A 23,704-nucleotide genomic window follows, 5' to 3' on the forward strand; every position below is an offset into this window, starting at 1 on the left:
GCTATCCGCCGACGTGAGGCCGGGGCATCTTGAATTTGCGAGGCGCCACACGCAGTACGTTGTTGACCGTGGGGTGCGACAACAGGCCCGCCCCCGCCGCTCCCACGGCCGCTGCCGGCACCCCGCCGAACATGTTGGCCGTCGAGCTCTGCTCCGGCGACGCCGCAGCTGCGAGCTCTACTTCCGACAACCATCGGTGGTCTTCGACGGCACTGGCCACCGGTGTTGCCGACGCCCACGCCTGGGGAACGGTCAACCCGCCGATCGCCGGCGCCCGGCCCACATTGACAACCACCGGCCGGCGACCGTCCGCCAAGCCCGCCGCCGGTATCTTCTCCTCGGTGCCGACGACCTGCGATACCGGTTTGGCGGCATGCGCTTCGACATCGCGCTTCGCCGCGTAGCCGTAGCTCCCCGCCGCCGTATAGGTACGGGCAAGGGCCGCAGCGTAATTCGTCGGGCCGCTAAGGGTGTTGAAGTTACTGAACGCCGTCATTACCGGCGCCGGAATCAACGACTCGAATTCCGTAAGCCACCCCCACGGGGTGGAAGCGGCGGTGCTCGACGACGCAGTCGTCGCAAGGGCTTGCAGCTGTTGCGGCAAAGCCGAAATCAGCTGAGACAGCATTGACTGGGCTTGGCCGGCGGCCGAGCTACCCGCGGCCTGGGACACCGCGGCGGCCTGGGTGGATTGTGCGGCGGCGCTTGTGGTTTGCGGCGGCTCGGTGAACTGTGTCAGCGTCGTCGCCGTCGACGACGACGCTGCGTAGCCGTACATCACCTGGGCGTCCTGGGCCCACATCTCAGCGTAGGCGGCCTCGGTGGCAGCGATCTGCGTCGTGTTCTGTCCGAAGGTGTTGGTGGCGACCAGGCTCGCCAACTGGGTGCGGTTGGCCGCGACCAGCGCGGGCGGCACTACCGCGGCGAACGCCGTCTCATAGGCGGCCGCCGCGGCGCGGGCCCGACTGGCCGCCTGCTCGGCGTTTGCCCCGCTGCTCGTCAGCCACACCACATACGGTGCTGCCGCGTCGGCCATGGCGACCGACGCGCTGCCGGACCAGCCCTCGCCTTGCAGCTGTGAGATCACCGACGTGTAGCCGCGCGAGACCGACTCCAACCCGCTGGCCAGCGCATCCCAGGCCGCGGCGGCCGCCATCATGGGTCCCGAGCCTGGACCCGAATACATCCTGGTCGAGTTGACCTCGGGCGGTAGCGCCCCGTAATCCAACATCAGCATTTCCCTTTCTTCAGCCGACCCCATGACGAGCGCCACGAGATGAGTCGGGCCGGGTCAAACGGCCATCCGGCAAGGACTGCCGGATCTCCGATTAGCGACGACTTCTATTGCGCTCCAGATGAATACGCACCAGGCCTATAAAGGCCTCACACGGCCGATACGTCGTTGATGCGAAATACATTGCGCCTCTTTTCAAGTGGTTGCGGCGTCGCCGCCGGGACCGGTGGTCTCCTGTGATTCGGCGTTAATTTCAAGGCTTTTCACGAACATTTCATGGGCAGCCGCGAACCGAGCGCTGACCTCTTGAAACATTGCGCCGTACGTACCGAACTGCACCGCCGTCAGCATCGACACCACATCGATCGCGGCCGGATCCACCTCTGTTGGCGGATTTGTCATAGCGGGCTTCTCGGTGCTCACGGTGGCGCCGACACCCGACTCAGCCGCGGGTGTTGCGCATTGCCTGGCCTCTCCTCGGTGAAGACCGCCGCGACGGCGGACCGACTCTGGGCCCAGAGACCTCTATCGCTACTAGGGACGAAAAATGAACGGCCACTTGACTTTCCTCTGCGTCAGATTCGACTGCACAACTGGCCAGCCGAGTATTGATCTGTTCCGCAGGGACCGTTGGCCGTCGATGACCGCAGTTGTGGTGAGCCCCACCACCATGTCTGTTGACGTGTAAAACAGATTCGCTATGAAACTGTCTACAGTCAAACTGAGGTGCAGTACTTCGACAACTGAACACGGATGGTTCACAGGAGGTTTCCAGCGGGCCGTACCCACACGTTCAGCTAGCCAATGCGGTGGTTTCGTAGTTGCTGGGCGGCGGCGTGGCTGGTTCTTACTCGACTTCGACCGGAGGCGTGAAGCCACACCCACTGGCTGGGCGTAGTGACGAAGTCTGCTGCAAATCTCCTGTGTATCAACCATGTGGCGTTGTCGAGTGCTTACACTTCGGTTTACCTGTCAAGTAATCAGCTCAAGGAAGTTTTAGGTGCGTTGACATCGCGTCAACCACTATGGCGGTGGGGCTCGCCATAACCGCTCGTCACACCATCGACGGCCAACGGTCCCTGCGGAACAGATCAATACTCGGCTGGCCAGTTGTGCGGCCATATGTGACGCAGAGGAAAAGCAAGTGGCCGTTCAACTTTCGTCGCTAGTAACGATCGCGTTCCCCGAGTCACGCGGCCGGCCACCCCGTCGGCAACGCTCCACAACCGTCGCCGAGCCGGGCGCATCGACTACGACGGCCCCTTCGGGACGGGGCCCGTGCGGGTGCAGAGCGCATCGCCCCACTTGGATACCGCGTCGGCGAAATGCCAAGAAGTCGAGTCTTTTTCGTCAGCTAATCGCTCAATTGTCGACCGGTCCAACCCAGATTGGCCCGCCTCGGCGCCGAGAGCGACTCGAGGGTAGGCCCGACATGGTCTTTGAAAGGTAAACGACACATGGCGCGGACGCAGCGTATCGCCGATTGGGATCCGGAAGACACCGTGGCCTGGGACACCGGCAACGACACCATCGCCCGTCGCAACCTGATTTGGTCGATCGTGGCCTCGCATGTCGCCTTCTCGATCTGGTACCTGTGGTCGGTCATGGTGCTGTTCATGCCGCAGTCGGTCTACGGCTTTTCGACCGGCGACAAGCTCCTGGTCGGCGCCACCGCAGCGTTGGTGGGGGCACTCATGCGCATTCCCTATGCGATGGCCAACGCCAGGTTCGGCGGCCGCAGCTGGGCGACGTTCTCGTCGCTACTGCTGCTGATCCCCACCGTGGGTGCGATCGTGTTACTGGCCCATCCCGGTTTGCCGTTGTGGCCGTATCTGGTGTGTGCCGCGTTGACCGGATTGGGTGGCGCCAACTACTCGGCGTCCCTGGCCAACGCCGAGGCCTTCTACCCGCAGCGGCTCAAGGGTTTTGCGCTGGGCCTGACCGGCGGCATCGCCAACCTTGGGTCGGCGGCCATCCAGGCGGTCGGACTTGTCGTGCTGGCCACCGTCGGCCACGAAGCGCCCTACTGGGTATGCGCGATCTACCTGGTGCTGCTGGCCATTGGCAGTCTTGGCGCAGCGCTGTTCATGGACAATTTCAAGTACCGCATCGACGCGAGTCACCTGAGATCGATCCTGGCAGTGCCTGACTCGTGGGGAATCTCGTTTCTATACCTGTGCTGTTCGGGTTCGTTCCTCGGTTTCGCGTTCGCCTTCGGTCAGGTGCTCCAACACAACTTCGTGGCCGGCGGGGAAAGCTATGGGAAGGCGTCACTGCATGCCGCGGAGATCGCCTTCATCGGGCCGTTGCTGGGATCGCTGGCGCGGATAGCCGGCGGTAAGCTGAGCGACCGGTTCGGCGGCGGTCGTGTCAGTCTGGCCTTGTTGGCCGGCATGATTTTGGGTGGGGCGTTCGTGGTCGCCGTCAGCACTCATGACGACTTTACCCGCGAGCCGCACGGCCATGAGACGTCCTTCACGATGGCCGGCTTCATCGTCGGTTTCATTTGGCTGTTCATCTTTTCCGGTGCGGGCAAGGCGTCGGTGTACAAGCTGATCCCGTCGATCTTCGAGGCGCGCGGCCGCACGCTGGACGTCGACGACGCGGAACGCCGCCACTGGGCCCGTGTCAGGTCCGGATCGTTGATCGGGTTCGCCGGCGCATTCGGTGCGCTCGGCAGCGTGGGCATCAACCTGGCCTTGCGGCAGTCCTATTCGAGCACCGGCACCGAAACACCGGCTTTCTGGATCTTTTTGGTGTGCTACATCGCCGCCGCGTTCCTGACCTGGGTGCGCTACCTGCGTCCACAGGACACACCGATACCGGCATCGGCGCCGCCACCGTCGACGGCGCAGGTGCCGGTCAAGACGTGACGTCGTTGCCTGGCGCGCCAGCGGCTATCCGCCGAAGGCGGGACGGGGCATCTTGAAACGGCGACGTCCGTTGCGCAATACAACGCTGCCCATGGACCGCGACTCCGCAGCCGGCGCTCCGCCCAATGCGCTCGTCGGCGGATCGGCATTCGCCGCCGGGACCGCCCGGAAATCGGTTCCCGACAAAGGTATTGGCCCGTCGGCAGCGCTGGCGACCGGATTCGCGGCCGCCCAGCTCTGCGGGACGGACAATTTCCCCACCGGCGCCGCATTGCCCACACTCGCAAGCACCGGGCCGCCACGAACGACTCCCGAACCCAGGGCGTCGGCTTCGGAAGTAGCCGCCTTGGCAGCAGCCTTGGCCGCCTGGAGTTGAGACAAGCGAAGCCCCGTCCCGAATTGTCCCGTCGAGAATACGGCGTAGGTCGTCGACCAGAACGGTTGTGCGGGGCTGACGACAAGGGTATCGAAATTGCTGAAGGCCGTGAGGATCGAGGAGAAGGCATCGGCGGGGGCGGGGTCTGCCGCGGAACCGTTCACGGACCCCCCCGTTGCGAGGGTTTGCAGCTGTTGCGACAGAACGGACGTCAGCTCCGGCAGGGTTACGTGAGTCTGACCCGTGGAGGTACCCGCGGCTTGGGCGACCGCGGATGCCTGGGCGGATTGGCCGCTGGCGTTCGTGGTCCGCGGTGGCTCGGGGAACGGCGTCAGCGCGGTGGCTGCCGACGAGGCCGCGGCATAGCCGTACATGGCGGCCGCGTCCTGGGCCCACATCTCGGCGTAGTCGGCCTCGGTGGCCGCGATCGCGGGCGTGTTCTGCCCAAAGAAGTTGGTGGCGACCAGTATTGCCAACTGAATGCGGTTGGCCGCGACCACCGGCGGCGGCACCGTCGTGGCGAACGCCGCGTCGAAGGCGGCCGCCGCCGCCCGAGCCTGGCCGGCGGCTTGCTCGGCCTGCGCCGCCGTCGTCGTCGCCCACGCCACATACGGCGCGCCCGCGGCGGCCATGGCGATCGACGCCTCGCCCGACCACGTCTGGCCTTGGAGCTCCGAGAGCGTCGAGGAGTAACCGGCCGCGTACAGCTCCAGCTGCGCGGCCAGCGCGTCCCAGGCCGACGCGGCCGCCATCATCGGTCCCGAGCCCGGGCCGGAATACATTCTGGCCGAATTGATCTCGGGCGGCAGCGCCCCGAAATCAAGCATCGGCGTTCCTTCCTCAAGCGTCGCCCGCGACCAACCGGCCGCGACGGTCCTGTCAGCGCAAACGGGCGCGATTACCAGCTAGCCGCCAAGGGAAGGGCGGGGCATCTTGAATTGGCGGGGCGCCACGCGCAGCACGTTGTTGACCGAGGGCCGCGACAACAGCCCGGACGTGCTCCCCATGCCCGCCGGTGGCACGCCGTTCCACATGTTCGTCGCCGGGACTTCCTGCCACGACGGGCCACCGTCGAGCTCGGACTCGGGCAACCAGTTCGGTTCGGCGACGGTGGCGGCCGCCGGATTTGTCGCCGCCCAGCTCTGCGGGACGGACAATTTCCCCACCGCCGTCGCGTTACCCGCATTCGCAAGCACCGGACCGGGCGCCCCTGCCGAACCCGCCGCGGTGCTGGCCGCCGTGGCCGCACCGCCCGCCTCCTTGATGGCATCGCCGGCCGACTGAACGTTGGATCGGAAAATCCCGGTCCCGAAACTTCCCGCCGACGTGTACGTGCGGCTAATGCCGTCGCCGAGATTTATTGGCGCGGTAAGGGTATTGAAGTTACCGAAGACCGTAAGCAACGACGACGGCACCAACGACGTGGCCGCCGATGTGGAAGAGCCCGAAGATCCCGCTGATGCAAGGGCCTGCAGCTGTTGTGGCACAGCCGATATCAGCTGCGACAGGGTCACCTGAGATTGTCCGACGGCTGGGGTAGCGGCGGCTTGGGCCACCGCGGCGGATTGGGCAGACGGCCCGGCGGCGGTGGTCGTCTGTGGCGGTTCGCCGAACTGCCTCAGGGAGGTCGCGGCCGACGACGACGCGGCGTACGTGTACATCGTAGCGGCATCCTGAGCCCACATCTCCTCGTAGGCGGCCTCGGTCTCCCCGATCATCATGGTGTTCTGCCCGAAGATGTTGGTGGCCACCAAGTTCGCCAACTGGGTACGGTTTGACGTGACAAGCGTGGGAGGCACCGTGGCGGCGAACGCCGCCTCGTAGGCCGCCGCCGCCGCCCGAGCCTGACTGGCGGCCTCTTCGGCCTGGGCTCCCGCGGTCGTCACCCATGCTACATACGGCGCGGCGGCAGTAGCCATCGCGACTGACGCAGCCCCGGACCAACTTTCGCCTTGCAACCGCGCGATCACCGAGGAGTAACCTCGTGAGACCGAATCCAACCCATTGGCGAGTACGTCCCAGGCTGCCGCGGCCGCCATCATCGGCCCCGAGCCCGGGCCCGAATATATCCTGACAGAGTTGATTTCTGGTGGCAGTGTTCCGTAATCCAGCATCAGCATTCCCCTTCATCGGCCTACTCCGCCCGGCGAACCGATATGGTGAGTCCGCCGAGCGAGTCCGACCAAGTGCCCAACCGGTGACGATCCCTGGGTCTCCGATTAGGGAACAATTTCCATTGCGCTTCAAACGAATACGCGCCTTGCTGCTAAAGCGCGTACACCAACAGCCCCACACTGCAGACCGTCATTGTGGGCTTGGCCCGTCGCACAACATCGAATAAGGCGACTGGAGAAGGCTTGCGCCGGCGAGTGTCGCCCGCAGGGCGGGCTGGCCCCGGGACCCAGGGATGTCGATCGCGAGTTTTGATGAAAATTGAACAGCCACTTGATGTTCCTCCGCGTCACATGTGGCTGCACAATTGGCCAGCCACGTACCTACCCGTTCCGCAGGGACCGTTGGCCGTCGTGCGCGACGCGCGGTTATGGCGAGCCCCACCGCCATCGTGCGTTCACATCCTGGCAACGCACCTTTTAAAGCTTCCTCGAGAGCATTTACTTGACAGTAAATCCGAATTGTGATCATTCGACAACTCAATATCGCTGATACACAGGAGATTTCCAGTAGACATCACTAGTACGTCCAGCTAACCGTGTGTCTTCATCCGTGCTTTGGGCCCAACGCCCGTGCGCCACGGTACCGCGGCGCAGCGATCCTCGCACCGGCCGTTAAGGCAGTTAAGTTTTTAAGCGCAACCAGCTTTCGCTCGCCCGCCCGACACAGCGCCGGCTTCTAGGAGGCCAGGCTCGCGAATTTCCCAGAGAGGAATTCGCGCGGCCCGACCGGCCCGACCGCCGATGTGACCCGGACCCACCGTCGGACTTGCCCACCTGAGCCCCTCTGATGAGTCAAACCGACCGGGGTACTTGAAGCATCGATCACAGCGTTTGCGGACCCGGGCCGTTTCGCCGAAACCCGTGTGCGATTACCCGTCCTTGACAAAGCGATCCGTCACCTCGGAGCCCGTCGAATGCATTTTAATGGAGAACTCCAGCAACTTGTCTTTAGCCTGCTTCGGTAGCAACTCGATGGACCCCGTGGTAGAGGAATCGTACTTCGCCGAAGGATACTGCTGCAGGATGAGATCCTTCTGTTCGTTCGTGACGGAAATCGGCAGGAGCCTCATTCCGGCAAAAGCCTCCTTTGCCAACTGGGCCATCCCGGCCTCTTCCAACGCTTTCAGTCGTTCGTCGTTGATCCATACGTTGATCTTGATGCTGGTGTTTTTGCTCATGAATCGAGTCCCTCCAATTGGTTCAGCGTGAAGATCGGAAGTCTGTCTTTCAGATACTCTTCGGTCACAAAGGGCGAACCCTGGCCATGCTTGGCGGCACACTCCATCACGACTTCGAAGACCTCGTGCCGCATGACCCTCTGCGTGGGTTTCACTTCGTCGGTCAGAATGCTCCTGATCAGGCTGCCGCTAAAGCTTTGGGCTTTCGAGTCATGCCCGCACAGCGCCGAGTTAGTGACTTCCAAGCATTCTGGGCAGTACCAGTTTTCCCGGAGGAACACCGGCTTGATGCCCAGCTCGGTTCTGTGCTGCTTGAGGAGATTCTGGGCGTCGTAGGGGTCGTAGAAGTCGCCCACGCCGGCGTGATCCCGGCCGAACATGTGATGGGTGCATCCAAGATTTGTCCTCAGGATGGCGTGGAAGATCGCCTCCCTGGGTCCGGCATAGCGCATGTCCCACAGCGTGAAAGACACCATGTGGACGCGCTCCCGGAAGTACCCACTGGTCCTCAGCGCATTCTGCGCCAGCAGTATCGCCTCGTCGATGTAGTCCCCCACCCGCTTCTGGCCGATGATCGCATTCACCAGGACGCCCGTATTCAGGTTGTCAACGGGCATGTCCTCGTTCGCGGCGAACCAGGCTTGCTTCATCAACGCCTCGTGGCCGGTGTGCGGCACATTCCTGGTCTGATGGGCGACGACGTGCTTCCAGTCCTTTTCCGTCAACGCATCCATATGTTGCTTCGGAGTCAGCCAGAAGCTTTTGAATGGCTCGTTGAAGACCGGCTCATTGATGAGCGTGATGTCACCGCCGACGAACCTATTCTGATAGCCGAGCGTTTTCTTCACCCCGGGATGTCGCGGGTCGGTCGTGCCGTACGTTTTCTCGGCCATCCGCTCGAGGTCATACTCGTATATCTCAGCAACATCGAAGATCGCCATGGGCACGCCCAGATATTCAAGGACCGCGCCGCTCCCCTCTTCCAGTCCAAGCTCCTCGATGCTCTCCGCGGACATGTCGAAGACGATCGGTATGCTCCACAGCGTCCCGTCGGGAAGCTGCATTTTGTCCAGCGTCCCGTCGACCTCTTGCCGGCCCATGAATCCCGCCAACGGCGTGAAAAATCCGTAAGAAAGGCTGATGACCTCATGCGCCATCGCCTTCGATATGGGAATGCGCGGCAGGCCTTTTATCTCGACGGCGGCGTTCTCGGTGGACACCCGTTCCACAATCAGCTTCCCGTTGTGACCTCTATAATCCATTGTCATAACCTCATTTCCGGGGAATATGTATCTTTACGGTTGAGTTCTAAACGGCTGCTAGTTGATTCGGGGTAGCGTCATGTTCGGCTCGCCGTCGGACAGGTGCACCGCGTGGATGCCGGGTTTCTTCTTCAATTTGGCGATGAGGCTCTCCAACTGTGCTGAGTCGGTGTGCCAGTGCTGCACGTTGTCCGGCTTCTCCGCCATTTCGGCGACGAGACGTTGCAGGTTCTCCGGCGACTCGCCGTCTTTGGTCGAGCCGTCTTTGAGTGGGGTGCAATGCAATCGCGCGCCGGTACCGCTGAGGGCGCGGGGCGCGGCCGCGCCCAAGGCGCTTCCGGCCATGCCCGCCACCGCCATCCCACTCAGCAGGGTCCCCTCGCTCACCGCCGCTGCCGGAACGGCATTTTCGCCCGCGCCCGAGAGCACCGCGGCAACCGTCCTGATTGCCGGGGTGGCCGTGGCCCAACTCGGCGGCACCGACATCGCTCCGACCAAGCCAGCGCGGCCGACGTTCGCCGACACCACACCGGCCGCCGAACTCGCCAGGTGTGCGCCAGAGCCGAGGCCCGTCGCCAAGACCGAGTTGGCGCCGCCGGCCCCGGATGCCAATCCGTCAAGCCACCTGGTCCCCAATACCAGCCCCATGATGGTGTTGATCAGGACGTCGTTCGCCGGCAGGATCGCCTTGGGGATCATTTCGACGTCAGCGCTGATCGAGCTCAAGCTCTGCAACCCGGCGAGGTCTTGCAAGGTTGTGAGCAGGCCCGAAACCGGATTGGACCCGGTAATGATCGTTCCGAAGCTTTGCAGCGCGGTGGGCACCGCGGCGAACAGCTGGGAGAACTGCGACTCCGTGCTCGAACCGACCGACGTGGCCAGCGTCTGCAACGCGGCCAGCAGCTGACCGAGCAACCCGCCCGGGTCGGTGGCCGACGGCGGTAGGGCAAACGGCGTTACCGTCGTGGCGGCTGCCGACTGGCCGGCATAGGTGGACATCGCGGTGGTGTCTTGCGCCCACATCTGGCCGTACCGGGCCTCGATGGCCGCGATCGCCGGGGTGTTCTGTCCGAAGACGTTGGTGGCCACCAACATTGACAGCTCACTGCGATTGGCGTCGATCACCGGCGGCGGCACCGTTGCCGCGAATGCCGTCTCATAGGCCACCGCGGCGGCCCGGGCCTGCTCGGCGGTCTGCTCGGCTTGGACGGCCGTGGCCCTCATCCACGCCATGTAGGGTGCGGCCGCGGCCGCCATCGACACCGATGACGGACCCAGCCATGTCGTTGTCAGCCCGGAGATCACCGAGGAGTACGCCGCCTGTGCCGCGTGCAGCTGGGCCGCCAATGCGTCCCAGGCCTCCGCCGCGACCAGCATCGGCTCCGATCCCGGACCGGAGTACATCCGGCCGGAGTTGACCTCCGGCGGCAACAATCCGAAATACATCCGACCGTCCTCTCAGGTGGCCGCCGACGCGTCACCGGGCTCGGCGGTCGCGTCCGAGGGGGCATTCATTGCAAGGCTTTTCACAAACATCTCGTGGGCAGCCGCGAATTGGGCGCTGACCGTATGAAACATCGCGGCATAGGTTCCGAACTGCATCGCGGTCAGCATCGACACCACATCGGTGGCCGCCGGATCCAACTCCGTTGGCGGACTTGCCATTACAGTGTCTTTGGTGTCCCGGGCCGGGCCGGCACTCACCGCATCGCCGGTGACGTCCGGCAGCGCTTTTGGCTGCGATTCCGAAGACATGCGCTCCTCATCTCTGTGGCGCAAAGTTGCTGGACTCTCGGCCAATGACACGACGACGGCCAAAGCGGGGAGGTGCGGGGCAACGGCGGTCATTGCGCGCCGCCGGGCACGATGAAAATGTTGACCGGGCCGCTGGCCTCGCCGGCCGCGCCACCCGCGGCTGAACCCGCCGATCGGGCGGCAGGGCCGCCGGTACCGGCCATCGCCCGCCCGGCCAGACTCGACAAGGCCATGTTGCCGAACAACGGTCCTTCGCCTTGCGTCGCGACACCCGCCGAGGCGCCGGAAGGGCCGCTTTCCGCCCATACCGCGGCCACCGGCTTGACCGCCGGAGCGGCCATCGCCCAGCCCTGGGGCACCGACAAACCCCCGACGAGGCCCGCGCGACCGATGCTTGCCGATGCCGCCGAACCCAGTTGGCCCCCTTGCGAACCCGCCGTAACCAACGCCGCGCCGGTGGCCGATGACGCCGTCGCCTTGCCGGCCGCGCCGGCCAAATTCGCCCCGGCCTGGGGCAACAAGTAACACTGCGCGCCCAGTAACTGGGGCACGCCGGCCACGGTGAAGTACGACAACGGGGATACCGACCCGGTTGAAAAGCCGAGGATCGTGTTCAGTGACGACGCCAGCGACGCCGGGGCCGACGGATCGGCCGCGGCCGTCGGCGCCGCAAGGCTTTGCAGCAGGGCGGGCACCACGGACGTCAGCTGCGGCAACGCCTGCGCCTGCCCGCCGGCCCCGGCGCTGGCGGCCTGGGCGACCGCGGCGGCCTGCCCCGCCGTCCCGACGGGATTGACGGTCTGCGGCGGTGCGATGAAGGGCGCTACCCGCGCGGCGGTCGCCGAGGAGCCGGCATAGCCGTACATCGCTGCCACATCCTGAGCCCACATTTCGATGTACTCGGCCTGGGTGGCCATGATCGCCGGGGTGTTTTGGCCGAAGAAATTCGTCGCGATCAGCGTCAGCAGCCGCGTGCGGTTCGCCGCGATCGCCGCGGGGGGAACCATTGCCGCAAAGGCGGTCTCATAGGCGGCGGCCGCCGCCCTGGCCTGGGCGGCGGTCTGCTCGGCCTGCCCAGCGGTGGCGCTGATCCATGCCGTGTACGGCGCGGCCGCGGCCGCCATAGTCGCCGCGGCGGAGCCCCGCCACCTCGCCGTCAATCCCGAGACCACCGAGGCGTAGGACGCCGCCGTGGAGTGCAATTCGGCGGCCACGTCGTCCCACGCCGACGCGGCGGCCAGCATCGGCCCCGATCCCGGACCGGTGTATATGCGACCGGAGTTGATCTCCGGCGGTAGCATCCCGAAATCGATTGTCATTTATGCCCTCCCGGCTTACGTCGCCCCGGTGAGCCGGTCCAGACGGCGGCCTAACCGCTCAATTCGGATCATCGCTCCACCACGTCTAGCGCTTCAGTGCTGGGGCGAAGTCCCACGGCTGACCGCGTTGCGGCGGCCATGGCTAGCCCCCTGGCGGGGTTTCGCCTGTTTCGAGCCAGTGGGCGCAGTCGTTGCCGAGTTGGTCCAGGGCGGTGGTGTCGAAGCGGTGGACTTGTTGGGGGGTCAGTTCGTTGCGGTGGTCGCGTTTGAGTCCTTTGTGAAAAAACGCTTTGGCACTCGACATGTGCGCCCCGCCAAAGGGCGCCATCTTTTCCGCCCGCGCGCTCATGTACTCAAACGAGCAATGCTCGGCGATGACATCCATGCGCAGCGACGCCGCGTCGATGGAGAAAAACTCCGCCAACCGTACGATCTGAGCCCGCAGATCGTTTTTGAGCTGCTGATAATGCAACAACAACACGTTAGGCTCCTCACGCAGCGCCCACCACGACGCCATGATGTCGAGCAGATCACAACACCCATACCCGTGGGTATCGAGCCAACGATCAAAAAACTCCTGCATATCCTCCGGAATCACCAACGGGGTCGGGTCCCCCGACCACTGGGCATGAATCCGATTAATCTGCTCCATCGTCTCCGGAGAGAAGTTGTACAGATAGTTGTGCAAACTGATGCCCAGGTCCTTGCCGTTGCGCCCGACAAACACATACCGGGCCTGCGGAGCGATCGGCAGCGCATCAGCGGGCAGATGCGACTTAATCACCCGACGCACCCCCGCCACACGCTGCTGCTCGAGCACCGCCAGCATCGAGGCATGATCACCCCAACTGGAATCCAACCACGGCGAGGTATCCGATAAACCCCCCTCACTTTCCTGCCCATTATGCAAAATCTGCTGAACGATCCGCTGCGTCCACGTCGTCCCCGCCTTAAACGGATCCGCAACAACAATATCCCCCTCAACAAAACCACCCGACGCCAAAAACCCCTCCCACACCAAAGAATCAGAAAGATAATCCCTCACGACTCTCGTCGGGCTGAGCAGTTGTTTACTCATAGCAATTCTACCTTTCGGTTAAGGTCGCCTGCGGCGAAGGTTCGGAAAGAGCACTTTTAAATGTTGGCCCTGTCACGCATGTCTTGGTACCGGCCGAGGCCGGGAATGACATCCGCCGTTTCGAGATGAGAGACCACTTCGTCCGCCAGGGACTCGGCGTCCTTGTTTCCCCCGTCGAGGGTCCATTCCGGCTTCAACGGAGGTTCATACGGGGAATCGATACCGGTAAATTCCTTGATCTTTCCGGCCCTGACTTTCGCGTAGAGGCCTTTGGGATCGCGCTTCTGGCACACTTCTATTGGCGTATCGATGAAGATTTCCATGAAATCGCCATTGGCGAGGGTGGCCCGCACTGCGTCACGGTCGCGACGATAGGGGCTGATAAACGCCGTCAATACCACAAGACCGGCCTCGCAGAACAGTTTTGCGACGGCGCCGATACGCCGGATATTCTCTTCGCGATCCTCGGCTGAAAATCCCAGGCCAAATCGCTTGGCAAAAGCCTCTCCGTGGCGCTCTTCAAGCATTTCCGGGCCGGCGTTGAGCCCATAGCGTACGTTATCGCCATCCAGCACGAAGCTCCGTACGCCTCGTTCATAGAGCCTTCGGTCCACCAGATTCGCCACCGTGCTCTTACCGGAACCGCTCAGCCCGGTAAACCAGACGACACACCCTCGATGACCGTTGAGTTTCTCCCGTTCGCCCCGGGCAACGCTGTAGTGATGCCAGGTGATATTCGCACTCATCTCAAAACCTCTTTCCGGCCACCGGGGTGCCGACATACCCCCCGCCCTCGAATGACCAATCGACCTGGCCCGTCAAGGCAATCGTGGATGCTTGTTCTATTGACAGTTTTTGCGACATCTAGTAATGCGATCGACAGCCCTGATCGTCGCTATCAGGGCTGTGTATGGTCCGATATGACCACCTCTGCCGCGGATGGGTTGCCGTAGCGACGTCGCTAACAGCCTTTCTCCGTCCTTTTTAATCATCGTGATTTTTATTCTCACCCGGCAACCTTACAAGTAGCTGTATTTTGGTTGGATACTTCCTGTTTATCGCCCACGGACCGGCATCCGAGGACCGAATCAGGACGTCTCAATAGTTATGGTTATGACCCGGCGCGCTAAAGGCACCCCTCGGCGATTCCGGCCCGGGCCGATGATCGCGCAGGGGTGCCAGTAAAGACTTTATCTAAGGCCTATGACAAAGCTGTCGTTTTTTAAACTGGGCTTGTTATAGGTCAACGATGAGCTTCGTTGTCCCAGCCGCGACGAGTTTCGATAAATGCAATCACCCGCCGCCACATCCCACTCCATGGTCGGATTCATCCGGGGATAGATGTCCGCGAGCCCTTCCGCTACCAGGCAGAATTTTAGGGAGCTGCCCGCGGCGACGCGTTCCTTTATGGGAAAATCCTTGAGGTAGCTTTCCAGCGCCGGCGACGGGTGTGACTTGCTCTCCACGACCGTCAGGCCCTTGCTTAGGTCCGGTATTGAGGAAAATATCTGGACGGGACGGCTCTTCCTCACCTGTTTCCAGCTGCCCCGCCCCTTTTCGGCGTAATAAAGTAGCTCTTTTGCCGGGACATAGATGACGCCCAGCACGGGTTCCAGATCCTCGATGAGGGCAATATTGACGGTAAACTCATCGCTGCCCCGCACAAATTCCTTGGTTCCGTCCAGCGGATCCACCAGCCAGAAACGCCGCCAAGTCTTTCTCGTTTCGTAACCCGCCGACTGGGTCTCCTCTGAAATGATCGGAATCTCCGGGTCCAAAGCCTTGAGGTGCTTGGCGATGTACTCGTTGGATTCCAAGTCGGCGGCCGTGACCGGCGATGTGTCCTTACCGTGATCGCCTTTGTCCCTAACGATATGGGCGTGCCGCCGATGCTTGAGAATGAGCTTTCCGGCTTCGACCGCCGTGGCGGTCACCTCCTCGAGGTATTGGACGGGAGAGGTGTTCCTCGCTAGTTCGCTCGTGCTGTCTTTCATAATCCTGCTGATCCCCATTCTCGGCTTGTCGACTTGAATTGCGTCGGTCGGCTCAGAAATCCGTCGCCGCCCGGCCGCCCGACGCGCTCACGGGGTCGACCGCCTCGTCCGAGGTTTGCGGCCGCAACGTCGGTATCGGTGCACCCGGCCCCTGCCGCACATAGCGCGCCCAGGCCAGCAGCGCGGCGGCGATGTAACACGCGAGGAAAATCCAGAATGCCGGCGTCTCGGTACCGGTGCTGGAATAGGACTGCCGCAGGGCCAAGTTGATCCCCACGCCGCCCAGTGCGCCGAACGCACCGGCGAATCCGATCAAAGCCGCCGACCTGACACGGGCCCAGTGGTGGCGGTCGGCTTCGCTGAGATTCATTGCGCGGCTGCGCACCTCGAAGATCGAAGGGATCAGCTTGTACACGGCCCCCTTGCCGGCGCCGGTAAAGATGAACAGCGCAATGAAGCCGACGATGTAGCCGACCATCGTAAATGCCGTCACGGGGCCACCGCGGTCGCGGGTCAGATCGTCATGGATGCTGACGCCGACCAGCAATCCCCCCGCCACGATTGCGGCCGCGAAAACGCTCAGGGTGACATGGCCGCCGCCGAAGCGGTCGCTGAACTTGCCGCCGACTATCCGCGCCAGCGATCCCACCAGCGGCCCAATGAAGGCGATCTCGGCGGCGTGCAGCGACGCCTGCCCGTAGCTTTCCCCGCCGGCCACGAAGTTGTGCTGGAGCACCTGGCCGAACGCGAACGCGAAACCGAGGAACGAGCCGGAGGCGCACAGGTAGAGAAACGAGATTCCCCACGCGTCGGGCACCGAGAGAATGGATCGCAAGTTGCCCAGTGAAATGCCGGTGCGATGCGCGACGATGTTATCCATGCACAGTGCCGCACCAACACCGCCGAGGGTCAGCAGCACCAAGTAGATCGCGCATACCCAGTACGGCGCCTCGTGTCCCGCGGTCGCCAGCACCACCAGCCCGACCGCCTGGATCGCCGCCGACCCGAGGTTGGCCAGCCCGCCGGTCAGACCCAGCGCAAAGCCCTTGAGCCGCTGCGGATATAAGCCGTCGACCTTGGCCAGCGACGCCGAATAGTTGCCGCCGCCCAACCCGGTTAACGCGGCGCACACCAGATACGGCCACAGGGGCAACCCGGGATGGGCCAACAACACGATGGCCCCGACGGTGGGGATCAGCAGCACCAACGACGAGAACGTTGTCCAGTTGCGGCCCCCGAACCAGTTGGCGGCCATCGAATACGGGATGCGCACGAGCGCACCGACCAGAGACGCGGTGGCGCCCACCAGCAGCTTGTCGCCGGTCGAAAAACCATAAACGGACTGCGGCATGAACAGCACCATGACCGACCAGAGGTACCAGACCGAGAAAGAGATGTGCACGTTCACAACCAGCCACACCAGGTTGCGACGGGCGATGGCGTCGTTGCCGTTGTGCCAGGCCACGACGTCTTCTGGATTCCAGTCGGTGATGCGCGAACGCGCCATGCGTCATTTACCTTTCACGGACGATGTTGGGGCGACCATCAAACCGCCGAAATATGTGGCGGGTCGACTTTGATTGGGCTCATTCATGGTTCATCGACAGCCGGTCGAAAGAGACTGAAGTGTTTGGTGTTTCACGTCCTGAATGCCGGCCGCCGATCCAAACCGGGAGCACGGAAGCACCCGCCAGCCCGCGGCCGGAGTCGACGACGCCGCACGGGCGCAGGCGGGACCTTGATCGTAGGTATCGACAAAGATTGAACGGCCACTTACGGTCCTCCTGCGTCACACCCGGCTCCGCAATTGGTCAGCCGGGCAATGGTCTGTTCCGCAGGGACTGTTGGCCGTCGATGCTTGACGCGCGGTTATGGCGAGCCCCACCGCCATTGTGCGCCGTCGAGCCGGCGACGCACCTTTAAAACTTTCGTGATCTTATTGCTTGACAGTCAAGCTGACTTGTGATGAACGAACAACCGGCCATGGCCGATGCACAGGAGATTTCCAGCTGATTGGAACATTACATCCAGACGCGTTCGCCTTATAACCGCGGCGAAGCGGGCAGCCCGGCCGGGTGCCGGCCGAGCGATTGCCGGGGCACGTAATGGCTCGGCGGTGGTGCCGCCAACGGCACGTATCGGTTTGAAAAACGTCGGGCGCCGAGGGCGGTTCCGAGCGCGTCCGAAGGCCACGGGTGGTGTCGATCACAACCGGCAGTGCGTTTCGACAACGCGACGGCCGCGCCATCGGTGGCCCAAAGTTATTGCCGAACAACGGTATTGGGGCAAGGTATCGATCGAGGCTTGCGGCGGTCACCCGAGGCGGTGCGCCGTCACAGTCCAACGGGATGGCCTCGCCGCGCTTGACCAAAGCCGATTTCCGTTGCTTAACTGACAGCGGCGATGGAGCCCGCCCTGAACCGCCAATACGGCTGATGGCCCCTGCGAACATAGGAGTCGTAGGTGAAGCGCGCCAACATTGGCCTGCACCCTCCGGTTGAGTTGCGCTCCGCCGTCGCTGCCGCGCGCACAGATACGATGCAGTTTACTGCGTTAACCCGGTCAGACGCCTGGGTGTTGCCTGGCAATCCTTGCCATCGATATGAAAGCTGATATAATGCCGCGCCCGAAAGGTACGCGGAAAATCGGGTGGCGCGTCCACCGCGGGCCTCGCGAGCCGGCCGCGAGCCCCCGCCTCGCCCACCCGCACACAATCCACGCAAAGACCGAATTCGGACCGCCGACAATAAAGGAGTAGTCACATGGAATTCGACGTGACCATCGAAATCCCCAAGGGAGAGCGCAACAAATACCAGAGCGACCACGACACCGGCCGCATCCGACTCGACCGCTACCTGTACACCTCGATGGGGTATCCGGCGGATTACGGCTTCATCGAAGACAGCCTCGGCGACGACGGCGACCCCCTCGATGCTCTTGTCTTGCTGCCCGAGCCGGTCTTTCCCGGTGTTGTGCTCGCCGCCCGCCCGGTGGGCATGTTCCAGATGGTCGACGAGGCCGGCGGCGACAACAAGGTGCTGTGCGTGCCGGCCGGCGATCCACGATGGGACCACATCACCGACGTCGGCGACGTGCCGTCGTTTGTCCTGGATCCCATCGAGCACTTCTTCGTGCACTACAAGGACTTAGAGCCGGGCAAGTTCGTCAAGGCCGCCGACTGGGGCAATCGGGAAGCGGCAGAAGCCGAAGTCACGCGATCCTTCGAACGATTTCGCGCCAACGGTCACTGACGCCCGTTCCCGGCGTTCTGAGAAACACTTCTGAGAAACACGGTGTCGGCCCTCGGTTCCGTACATCGCGGCCAGGCTCGCGTATTCGCTCGGATCGCCGACCGGGGTGCCGGTGCCGTGCGCCTCGACCAGACCGATCGTGGCCCTACGTTTTGCTGATATGCCCGGGCTCTCCGGATTCGGCGGCCTTCGCGGGGTCCTCGATCACGTGGTACGCCGGGTCGATCATCGATATCGCCCGGTTGCCGGCCTGGCGGGCCTTTCCGGTGATCCGCAACAGCTGGCCGGGCTGGATGTCGGCGCCGCCGTGACCGGGACGGAAGGTGACGGTCATCTCGCCGCTGCTGTCGCCGACGACGACGTGCCGGACGGTCCGCCCGCGTTCGGTGACGTCCTGGACCTCATTGACCCGTCCCTCGACGGTGGCGCGCTGCCCGGAAATCAGGCCCGCCACCATGATCACCGACGGCGGGCGCTCGGGGTGTTCGTAGGCCTCGACGTTCTGGTCTTCGCCCCGGGAGACCCAGGCCTCGAGGTTGTCGACTTCGTGCTGAACCCACTGCTCGAAGCGATCGGGGTAGGCCTCCCTGACCCGGGATTCCACGTCGTAGGGCACGATCGTCGCCGCGGCGTCCGGCATGAGGCTGACGGCCCGGGCGATCTTGTCCGCGGTCCGGTCATGCAGCAGCCGCCCCAGCAGCGGCGCAAACGTTCGGCGCGGCAGCAGCACCGTCACGTTGGTGTCCGGATGTTCGTCGCGCGTTTTCGCGACCAGCACCTGCGCGGCTCGGTTGATGCGCCGGTCCGGGCAGTCCACGACCCGCAACGGGATGCCGAGATCGAAGTGATCCCAACGCTTTCTCAGCTGTGCGGCATACGCCTCGTCGACCATGAAGTGCACCGCGGTCAGCTCGTCGGCCCGCAATCCCTTGCCATACCGCAGCGCCTCGATCACCGCCAGGTCCACCGAGTTCACGAAGAGGAAAACCCGGTGCCTGGCGTACTTGACCAACTCCGGGCGGTCGGTGCGGAACAGCTCGAGAATGGCCGCCTCGGCGCGATATTCGCGGTTGAGCCGCATCAGCGCGAACACCAACAGCGGGAAGATGACGACGACCAGCCACGCGCCCTCGGTGAATTTCGCCACCGCGAAAATGCCCACCACGATCGTCGACAGGATCGCCGCGGACAGGTTGATCGCCAGCCGGTGTCGCCATCCCGGTTCCCGATGAGTCAGATGGTGCTTGGTCATCCCGTAACCGGCCATCGAAAATCCGGTGAACACGCCGATCGCGTAGAACGGCACCAGCGCGCTCACCGAGCCGCCCGTCACCAGCAGTAACGCCACCGACAGCGCGGCGAGCGTCATGATGCCGTTTGAAAACACCAGGCGGTGACCGCGTTTCGTCAGCTGCCGCGGCAAGAAGCGGTCTTCGGCGACGAAACTGGCCAGCGCCGGGAATCCGTTGAAACTGGTGTTGGCGCCGGTGAACAAGATGGCGGCGGTCGCCGCCTGGACCAGGACGTAGAAGATGTCGCCAATTACCCCGTTGCCGAAGACCGCGCGGCCCACCTGCGACAAAACCGACGGATATTCGGTGAGATAAGGCGTGGCGTGGGTGACGTAGGCCAGGTAGGCAACACCGGCCAGCAGGAAGCCCAGGATGGCGGCCATGGCGGTAAGCACTCGACTTGCGTTGCGGCCCTGGGGTTTCCGGAAGACGTCAACCGTATTGGAGATCGCCTCGACCCCGGTAAGCGACGACCCGCCGTTGGCGAACGAACGCAGCAACACCAGGATCGTCGCGCCCATGACCAGGCCGTTGCCCTGATGGACGGGCACCGTCCCGGCCATGTGCGCGGGATCGTAAACCGGTAGGTCACCGAACACTTCGCGGATGACACCGACCACGATCGTCAGGCCGATCATGACGATGAAGGAGTACGTCGCCAACGCGAACTGCCAGCCCGCTTCCCTCAGCCCGCGCAGGTTCAAGTAGCAGATCAGGAGCACCGCGGCGATGGTGATTTCCAGGCTGTAGTGACCCAATGCGGGGATCGCCGACACCACCGCGACCGTCCCGGCCGCCGACTGCACCGCGACGGTGACCACATAGTCGATCAGCAGCGCCGCGGCGGCGATCTGCGCCACCCGGGGTCCGAAGTTCTCCCGCGCCACGATGTACGAGCCGCCCGCCCGCGTGTAGGCCATGACGACCTGCCGATACGACGCGGCGACCAGCACCAGGATCAGCAGGATGACGCCGGTGACGGGCAGCAACAACACGAACGCGGCCAGCCCGGCGTTCGGCAGCAGTTCGATCAAGATCTGCTCCGGGCCGTAGGCCGTCGACGAGATCGCGTCGGGCGAAAGTGCGCCAAGGGCAACCCGATTCGACAACTTCTCCGACGTCAGGTCCTCGGTGATCAGTGGCTTTCCCAGAAAAATGCGCTTGGCGACGTCCCCAACCGACAATGGGATGCGCAACTTGCCCGCCGAAGTTGTCACGACCACCTTCCTTACCCGAGAGTCGAACGGTTGGGAAGCGCTTGGCTGACGCCTCCCGATGCATTCTGCCGTTCGCCCCGCCCCAGGGCACGCGGCCGGGCTAGGTCAGCCGTCGGACCGCGGCGGCGATGCGCTCGTCGGTGGCGGTCAGCGCAACCCGCACGTGCCGGTCACCGCCCGGGCCGTAGAAGTCGCCGGGCGCCACCAAGATGCCGCGGGCGGCCAGCCATGCGACGCTGTCCCGGCACGGCTCGCCGCGGGTGGCCCACAGGTACAGGCCGGCCTCGGAATGGTCAATGCCAAAACCGGCCGAGCGCAGCGCCGGCAACAGGGCGGCCCGCCGCCGTTCGTAGCTCGCCCGCTGCAGCCGCTCGTGAGCGTCGTCCTCCAGGGCGGCCACCATGGCGGCCTGCACGGGCGTCGGCACCATCATCCCGGCGTGCTTGCGCACGGCCAACAACTCGGCGACCAGGCCCGGATCCCCGGCGACGAAGCCGGCCCGGTAGCCGGCCAGCGACGAGCTCTTCGACAACGAGTGGATCGCGAGCAGGCCGGTGTGGTCACCGTCGCAGACCGCGGGATGCAGCACCGACACGGGCGCTGGAGCGTCCCAGGCCAAACCCAGGTAACACTCGTCGGACGCGATGATCGCGCCCCTGTCACGCGCCCAGCCGACGACCTTGCGCAGGTGGTCGACGCCCAGGACACGCCCGGTCGGGTTGCTCGGCGAGTTCAGGTACACCAGCGCCGGGGATTGCGGCCCCACCTGGGTCAGCGAATCCGCGCGCAGCACCCGCGCCCCGGCCAGCCGGGCCCCGACGTCATACGTCGGGTACGCCAGCTCCGGCACGACGACCACGTCGTCGGGCCCCAGGCCCAACAGGGTCGGCAGCCAGGCGATGAGCTCCTTGCTGCCGATCACCGGCAACACCGCCGCCTCGGTCAGCCCGGTGATGCCGAAACGCCGGCGCAGCGCGGCCACCGCCGACTCACGCAGCCGCACGGTACCGGCGGTCGCGGGATATCCCGGCGCGGAACTCGCCGCCGCCAGCGCCTCCCGGATCAGTGGCGCGACCGGATCGACCGGGGTGCCGACGGACAGGTCGACGATTCCGTCCGGATGAGCCGCGGCCTGCGTTTTCGCGTCGGCCAGGGTGTCCCAGGGGAATTCCGGCAGGGACGCCGAGACGGGCGGCCGGGCCCCTCCGGGCTTTTGCGGCACCGGCCCGCTCAGTCGCCTTCGCCCTGCGGCTGCAGGTCCTTGACGGCTTGCGGGTCGTTCTCGGTCATGCCGACCTTGGCCGCCCCGCCGGGCGAGCCCAGCTCGTCGAAGAAATCGGCGTTGATTTGCGTGTACTGGCTCCACTGTTCGGGCACGTCGTCTTCGTAATAGATCGCTTCGACCGGGCAAACCGGTTCACAGGCACCGCAGTCGACGCATTCGTCGGGGTGGATGTACAGCATCCGCGCGCCCTCGTAGATGCAGTCGACCGGGCACTCCTCGATGCATGCCTTGTCCTTGACGTCGACGCAGGGCTGGGCGATCACGTACGTCACAGGCGTCTCCTCAAGGTCTCCTCCATGTATTGCCTGGTGTTGGGGCTGCCACCGGGCTCGCCGCGGCGATCCGGCCGCTTCAGAACAAAGCTCTCGGTTACTGATACTAGACGTTGCACATACACGTCAACCACTCGGCACGCGCGCACGGTTTCCGGGAAGGGGCAAGCCGAGCTGCCCCGCTGGATAGCCGGGCCGCTCAGCCCCACCAGGCCCGGCCGGGGAAGTGCGTTGAGCGACAACGGCACCCGCGAGCTGGCCGTCAAGCCGCGCGGCGCCGCGCATGGTGATCCGGCGGCGCCGCGCAACCAGGTCACCTGGCGCTCCAGGGGCCGTTGTGACGGGTCTGTGCCCAAATCTGCTGTCGCCGTTGGATCTTGGGTTCACCACGTTGCGCAACCGGGTGGTGATGGGCTCGATGCACACCGGGCTGGAAGACCGGGCCCGTCGCATCGACCGGCTCGCCGAGTACTTCACCGAGCGCGCCCGCGGCGGCGGCGGGCTGATCATCATCGGTGGCTGCGCACCCAACCGCAGCGGTTGGCTGCCGCCGTTCGCGTCCGAGACGGCTTTTCCGGCTCTAGCGTTCCGGCCCGGATTCCGCCGACGGTGAACCGCGCCAAATAGTCACTGACCTGCAAATAGTTACGTATAGAACTTCCTATGCGATAACGGTTGCGATGGAAGAAAGCTCGCGGGGCCTGGTAACCTCGACCGGAGACGGCAACCGTTGGGCAGATGTCGTCGCCGTTTATCGACGGTGCATTGATTGGGGAAGGTGTCCACAGATGGTGAGGCTGTCGTTAACCAAATTGGCCGCTGCCGTTGGCGGTGCGGCGTTCGCGTTGACGGCTGGCTCCGGGATCGCATCCGCAGATCCCCTGGATCCGGTTATCAACACGACGTGCAACTATGGGCAGGTTATGGCCGCGCTCAACGCGACGGACCCGGGGGCTGCCGCGCAATTGAACGGGTCGCCGATCGCGCAGAGCTACTTGCGCCAGTTCCTCGCCTCGCCGCCGCCGAAGCGCGCGCAGATGGCCGCGCAGATCCAGGCCATGCCGCAGGCCGCGCCGTACTTCAACGACGTCCTATCGGTGGCCGGCAGCTGTAACAACTACTGAGCGACCGCAAAAAGCTCGGT

General features: G+C 64.1%; 19 protein-coding genes, 3 pseudogenes and 1 riboswitch. Of the genes and pseudogenes, 5 read left to right on the forward strand and 17 right to left on the reverse strand.

What is annotated here, in order from left to right:
• Position 1: 1 nt before the first annotated feature.
• Together K3U93_RS18340 and K3U93_RS18345 are read right to left on the reverse strand one after the other, a co-directional pair.
• Positions 2–1,231 (reverse strand): PPE family protein, encoded by a 1,230-nt coding sequence (locus K3U93_RS18340; RefSeq protein ID WP_083010815.1) that lies wholly within the window; start codon positions 1,229–1,231, stop codon positions 2–4.
• Positions 1,232–1,429: 198 nt separating this feature from the next.
• Positions 1,430–1,753, reverse strand: a complete 324-nt coding sequence (locus K3U93_RS18345; protein WP_254893607.1) for a PE family protein — start codon at positions 1,751–1,753, stop codon at positions 1,430–1,432.
• A gap of 938 nt (positions 1,754–2,691) precedes the next feature.
• Between K3U93_RS18345 and K3U93_RS18350 the strand changes: the two genes are divergently transcribed.
• A complete protein-coding gene (locus K3U93_RS18350) occupies positions 2,692–4,107 on the forward strand; it encodes a nitrate/nitrite transporter (RefSeq protein WP_083010754.1) in 1,416 nt (471 codons plus the stop codon).
• A 24-nt stretch (positions 4,108–4,131) separates the two neighbouring features.
• Here K3U93_RS18350 and K3U93_RS18355 read toward each other — a convergent pair whose 3' ends face one another.
• The 11 genes from K3U93_RS18355 to K3U93_RS18405 form a co-directional block, all read right to left on the reverse strand.
• A complete protein-coding gene (locus K3U93_RS18355) occupies positions 4,132–5,310 on the reverse strand; it encodes a PPE family protein (protein WP_071508640.1) in 1,179 nt (392 codons plus the stop codon).
• A gap of 78 nt (positions 5,311–5,388) precedes the next feature.
• Entirely contained in the window at positions 5,389–6,597 is a 1,209-nt protein-coding gene (locus tag K3U93_RS18360) for a PPE family protein (RefSeq protein ID WP_071508645.1), read from the reverse strand.
• Between the two features lie 929 nt (positions 6,598–7,526).
• Entirely contained in the window at positions 7,527–7,835 is a 309-nt protein-coding gene (locus K3U93_RS18365) for a DUF6955 family protein (protein WP_083010755.1), read from the reverse strand.
• The gene (gene sat, locus K3U93_RS18370) at positions 7,832–9,097 is read right to left on the reverse strand and encodes a sulfate adenylyltransferase (protein ID WP_071508644.1); all 1,266 of its coding nucleotides are present in this window, start codon (positions 9,095–9,097) and stop codon (positions 7,832–7,834) included. The genes K3U93_RS18365 and sat overlap by 4 nt, the downstream gene beginning before the upstream one ends.
• Positions 9,098–9,154: 57 nt before the next feature.
• Positions 9,155–10,543 carry a PPE family protein gene (locus K3U93_RS18375; protein WP_083010756.1) on the reverse strand — a complete coding sequence of 463 codons (1,389 nt, stop codon included), beginning with the start codon at positions 10,541–10,543 and terminating at the stop codon, positions 9,155–9,157.
• Between the two features lie 12 nt (positions 10,544–10,555).
• Positions 10,556–10,945, reverse strand: a complete 390-nt coding sequence (locus tag K3U93_RS18380; RefSeq protein ID WP_083010757.1) for a PE family protein — start codon at positions 10,943–10,945, stop codon at positions 10,556–10,558.
• On the reverse strand, positions 10,942–12,165 hold the full coding sequence (locus tag K3U93_RS18385; RefSeq protein WP_083010816.1) for a PPE family protein: 1,224 nt from the start codon (positions 12,163–12,165) through the stop codon (positions 10,942–10,944). The genes K3U93_RS18380 and K3U93_RS18385 overlap by 4 nt, the downstream gene beginning before the upstream one ends.
• 148 nt (positions 12,166–12,313) lie before the next feature.
• Positions 12,314–13,249, reverse strand: a complete 936-nt coding sequence (locus K3U93_RS18390; protein WP_083010758.1) for a sulfotransferase domain-containing protein — start codon at positions 13,247–13,249, stop codon at positions 12,314–12,316.
• 56 nt (positions 13,250–13,305) lie between these two features.
• Positions 13,306–13,995, reverse strand: a complete 690-nt coding sequence (cysC, locus tag K3U93_RS18395) for an adenylyl-sulfate kinase (protein WP_083010759.1) — start codon at positions 13,993–13,995, stop codon at positions 13,306–13,308.
• Between the two features lie 444 nt (positions 13,996–14,439).
• A complete protein-coding gene (gene cysQ, locus K3U93_RS18400) occupies positions 14,440–15,183 on the reverse strand; it encodes a 3'(2'),5'-bisphosphate nucleotidase CysQ (protein ID WP_230981423.1) in 744 nt (247 codons plus the stop codon).
• Positions 15,184–15,295: 112 nt separating this feature from the next.
• Positions 15,296–16,750 carry an MFS transporter gene (locus K3U93_RS18405; protein WP_071510328.1) on the reverse strand — a complete coding sequence of 485 codons (1,455 nt, stop codon included), beginning with the start codon at positions 16,748–16,750 and terminating at the stop codon, positions 15,296–15,298.
• 883 nt (positions 16,751–17,633) lie between these two features.
• A riboswitch (Fluoride riboswitch) is annotated at positions 17,634–17,695 on the forward strand.
• 310 nt (positions 17,696–18,005) lie between these two features.
• Between K3U93_RS18405 and K3U93_RS18410 the strand changes: the two genes are divergently transcribed.
• The gene (locus K3U93_RS18410) at positions 18,006–18,494 is read left to right on the forward strand and encodes an inorganic diphosphatase (protein ID WP_071510329.1); all 489 of its coding nucleotides are present in this window, start codon (positions 18,006–18,008) and stop codon (positions 18,492–18,494) included.
• A 48-nt stretch (positions 18,495–18,542) separates the two neighbouring features.
• On the opposite strand, the pseudogene K3U93_RS25735 reads toward K3U93_RS18410, so the two are convergent.
• The 4 genes and pseudogenes from K3U93_RS25735 to fdxA all read right to left on the reverse strand — a co-directional run.
• A pseudogene (locus K3U93_RS25735) lies at positions 18,543–18,638 on the reverse strand (hypothetical protein); the annotation flags it as partial.
• A gap of 1 nt (position 18,639) precedes the next feature.
• Complete coding sequence (locus tag K3U93_RS18420) at positions 18,640–21,003, reverse strand: APC family permease (RefSeq protein WP_083010817.1); 2,364 nt, start codon at positions 21,001–21,003, stop codon at positions 18,640–18,642.
• Between the two features lie 100 nt (positions 21,004–21,103).
• The gene (gene dapC / locus K3U93_RS18425; protein ID WP_083010760.1) at positions 21,104–22,225 is read right to left on the reverse strand and encodes a succinyldiaminopimelate transaminase; all 1,122 of its coding nucleotides are present in this window, start codon (positions 22,223–22,225) and stop codon (positions 21,104–21,106) included.
• Positions 22,226–22,233: 8 nt separating this feature from the next.
• A complete protein-coding gene (gene fdxA, locus K3U93_RS18430; protein WP_071510331.1) occupies positions 22,234–22,560 on the reverse strand; it encodes a ferredoxin in 327 nt (108 codons plus the stop codon).
• Positions 22,561–22,719: 159 nt separating this feature from the next.
• Between fdxA and K3U93_RS25030 the strand changes: the two are divergent.
• The 3 genes and pseudogenes from K3U93_RS25030 to K3U93_RS18440 form a co-directional block, all read left to right on the forward strand.
• Positions 22,720–22,878, forward strand: a pseudogene (locus tag K3U93_RS25030) (PadR family transcriptional regulator); the annotation flags it as partial.
• Positions 22,879–22,897: 19 nt separating this feature from the next.
• A pseudogene (locus K3U93_RS18435) lies at positions 22,898–23,152 on the forward strand (oxidoreductase); the annotation flags it as partial.
• Between the two features lie 199 nt (positions 23,153–23,351).
• Positions 23,352–23,684 carry a hemophore-related protein gene (locus tag K3U93_RS18440; RefSeq protein ID WP_071510383.1) on the forward strand — a complete coding sequence of 111 codons (333 nt, stop codon included), beginning with the start codon at positions 23,352–23,354 and terminating at the stop codon, positions 23,682–23,684.
• Positions 23,685–23,704 lie beyond the last annotated feature (20 nt).

It is taken from the genome of Mycobacterium malmoense (assembly GCF_019645855.1).
Lineage (GTDB): Bacteria > Actinomycetota > Actinomycetes > Mycobacteriales > Mycobacteriaceae > Mycobacterium > Mycobacterium malmoense.

Coding starts and splice junctions, on each gene's coding strand:
- K3U93_RS18355 (WP_071508640.1), bottom strand. CDS start 5,310: ATGCTTGATTTCGGGGCGCTGCCGCCCGAGATCAATTCGGCCAGAATG.
- K3U93_RS18380 (WP_083010757.1), bottom strand. CDS start 10,945: ATGACCGCCGTTGCCCCGCACCTCCCCGCTTTGGCCGTCGTCGTGTCA.
- K3U93_RS18365 (WP_083010755.1), bottom strand. CDS start 7,835: ATGAGCAAAAACACCAGCATCAAGATCAACGTATGGATCAACGACGAA.
- K3U93_RS18360 (WP_071508645.1), bottom strand. CDS start 6,597: ATGCTGGATTACGGAACACTGCCACCAGAAATCAACTCTGTCAGGATA.
- cysC (WP_083010759.1), bottom strand. CDS start 13,995: ATGAGTGCGAATATCACCTGGCATCACTACAGCGTTGCCCGGGGCGAA.
- K3U93_RS18375 (WP_083010756.1), bottom strand. CDS start 10,543: ATGTATTTCGGATTGTTGCCGCCGGAGGTCAACTCCGGCCGGATGTAC.
- K3U93_RS18340 (WP_083010815.1), bottom strand. CDS start 1,231: ATGTTGGATTACGGGGCGCTACCGCCCGAGGTCAACTCGACCAGGATG.
- K3U93_RS18390 (WP_083010758.1), bottom strand. CDS start 13,249: ATGAGTAAACAACTGCTCAGCCCGACGAGAGTCGTGAGGGATTATCTT.
- K3U93_RS18350 (WP_083010754.1), top strand. CDS start 2,692: ATGGCGCGGACGCAGCGTATCGCCGATTGGGATCCGGAAGACACCGTG.
- sat (WP_071508644.1), bottom strand. CDS start 9,097: ATGGATTATAGAGGTCACAACGGGAAGCTGATTGTGGAACGGGTGTCC.
- K3U93_RS18410 (WP_071510329.1), top strand. CDS start 18,006: ATGGAATTCGACGTGACCATCGAAATCCCCAAGGGAGAGCGCAACAAA.
- K3U93_RS18405 (WP_071510328.1), bottom strand. CDS start 16,750: ATGGCGCGTTCGCGCATCACCGACTGGAATCCAGAAGACGTCGTGGCC.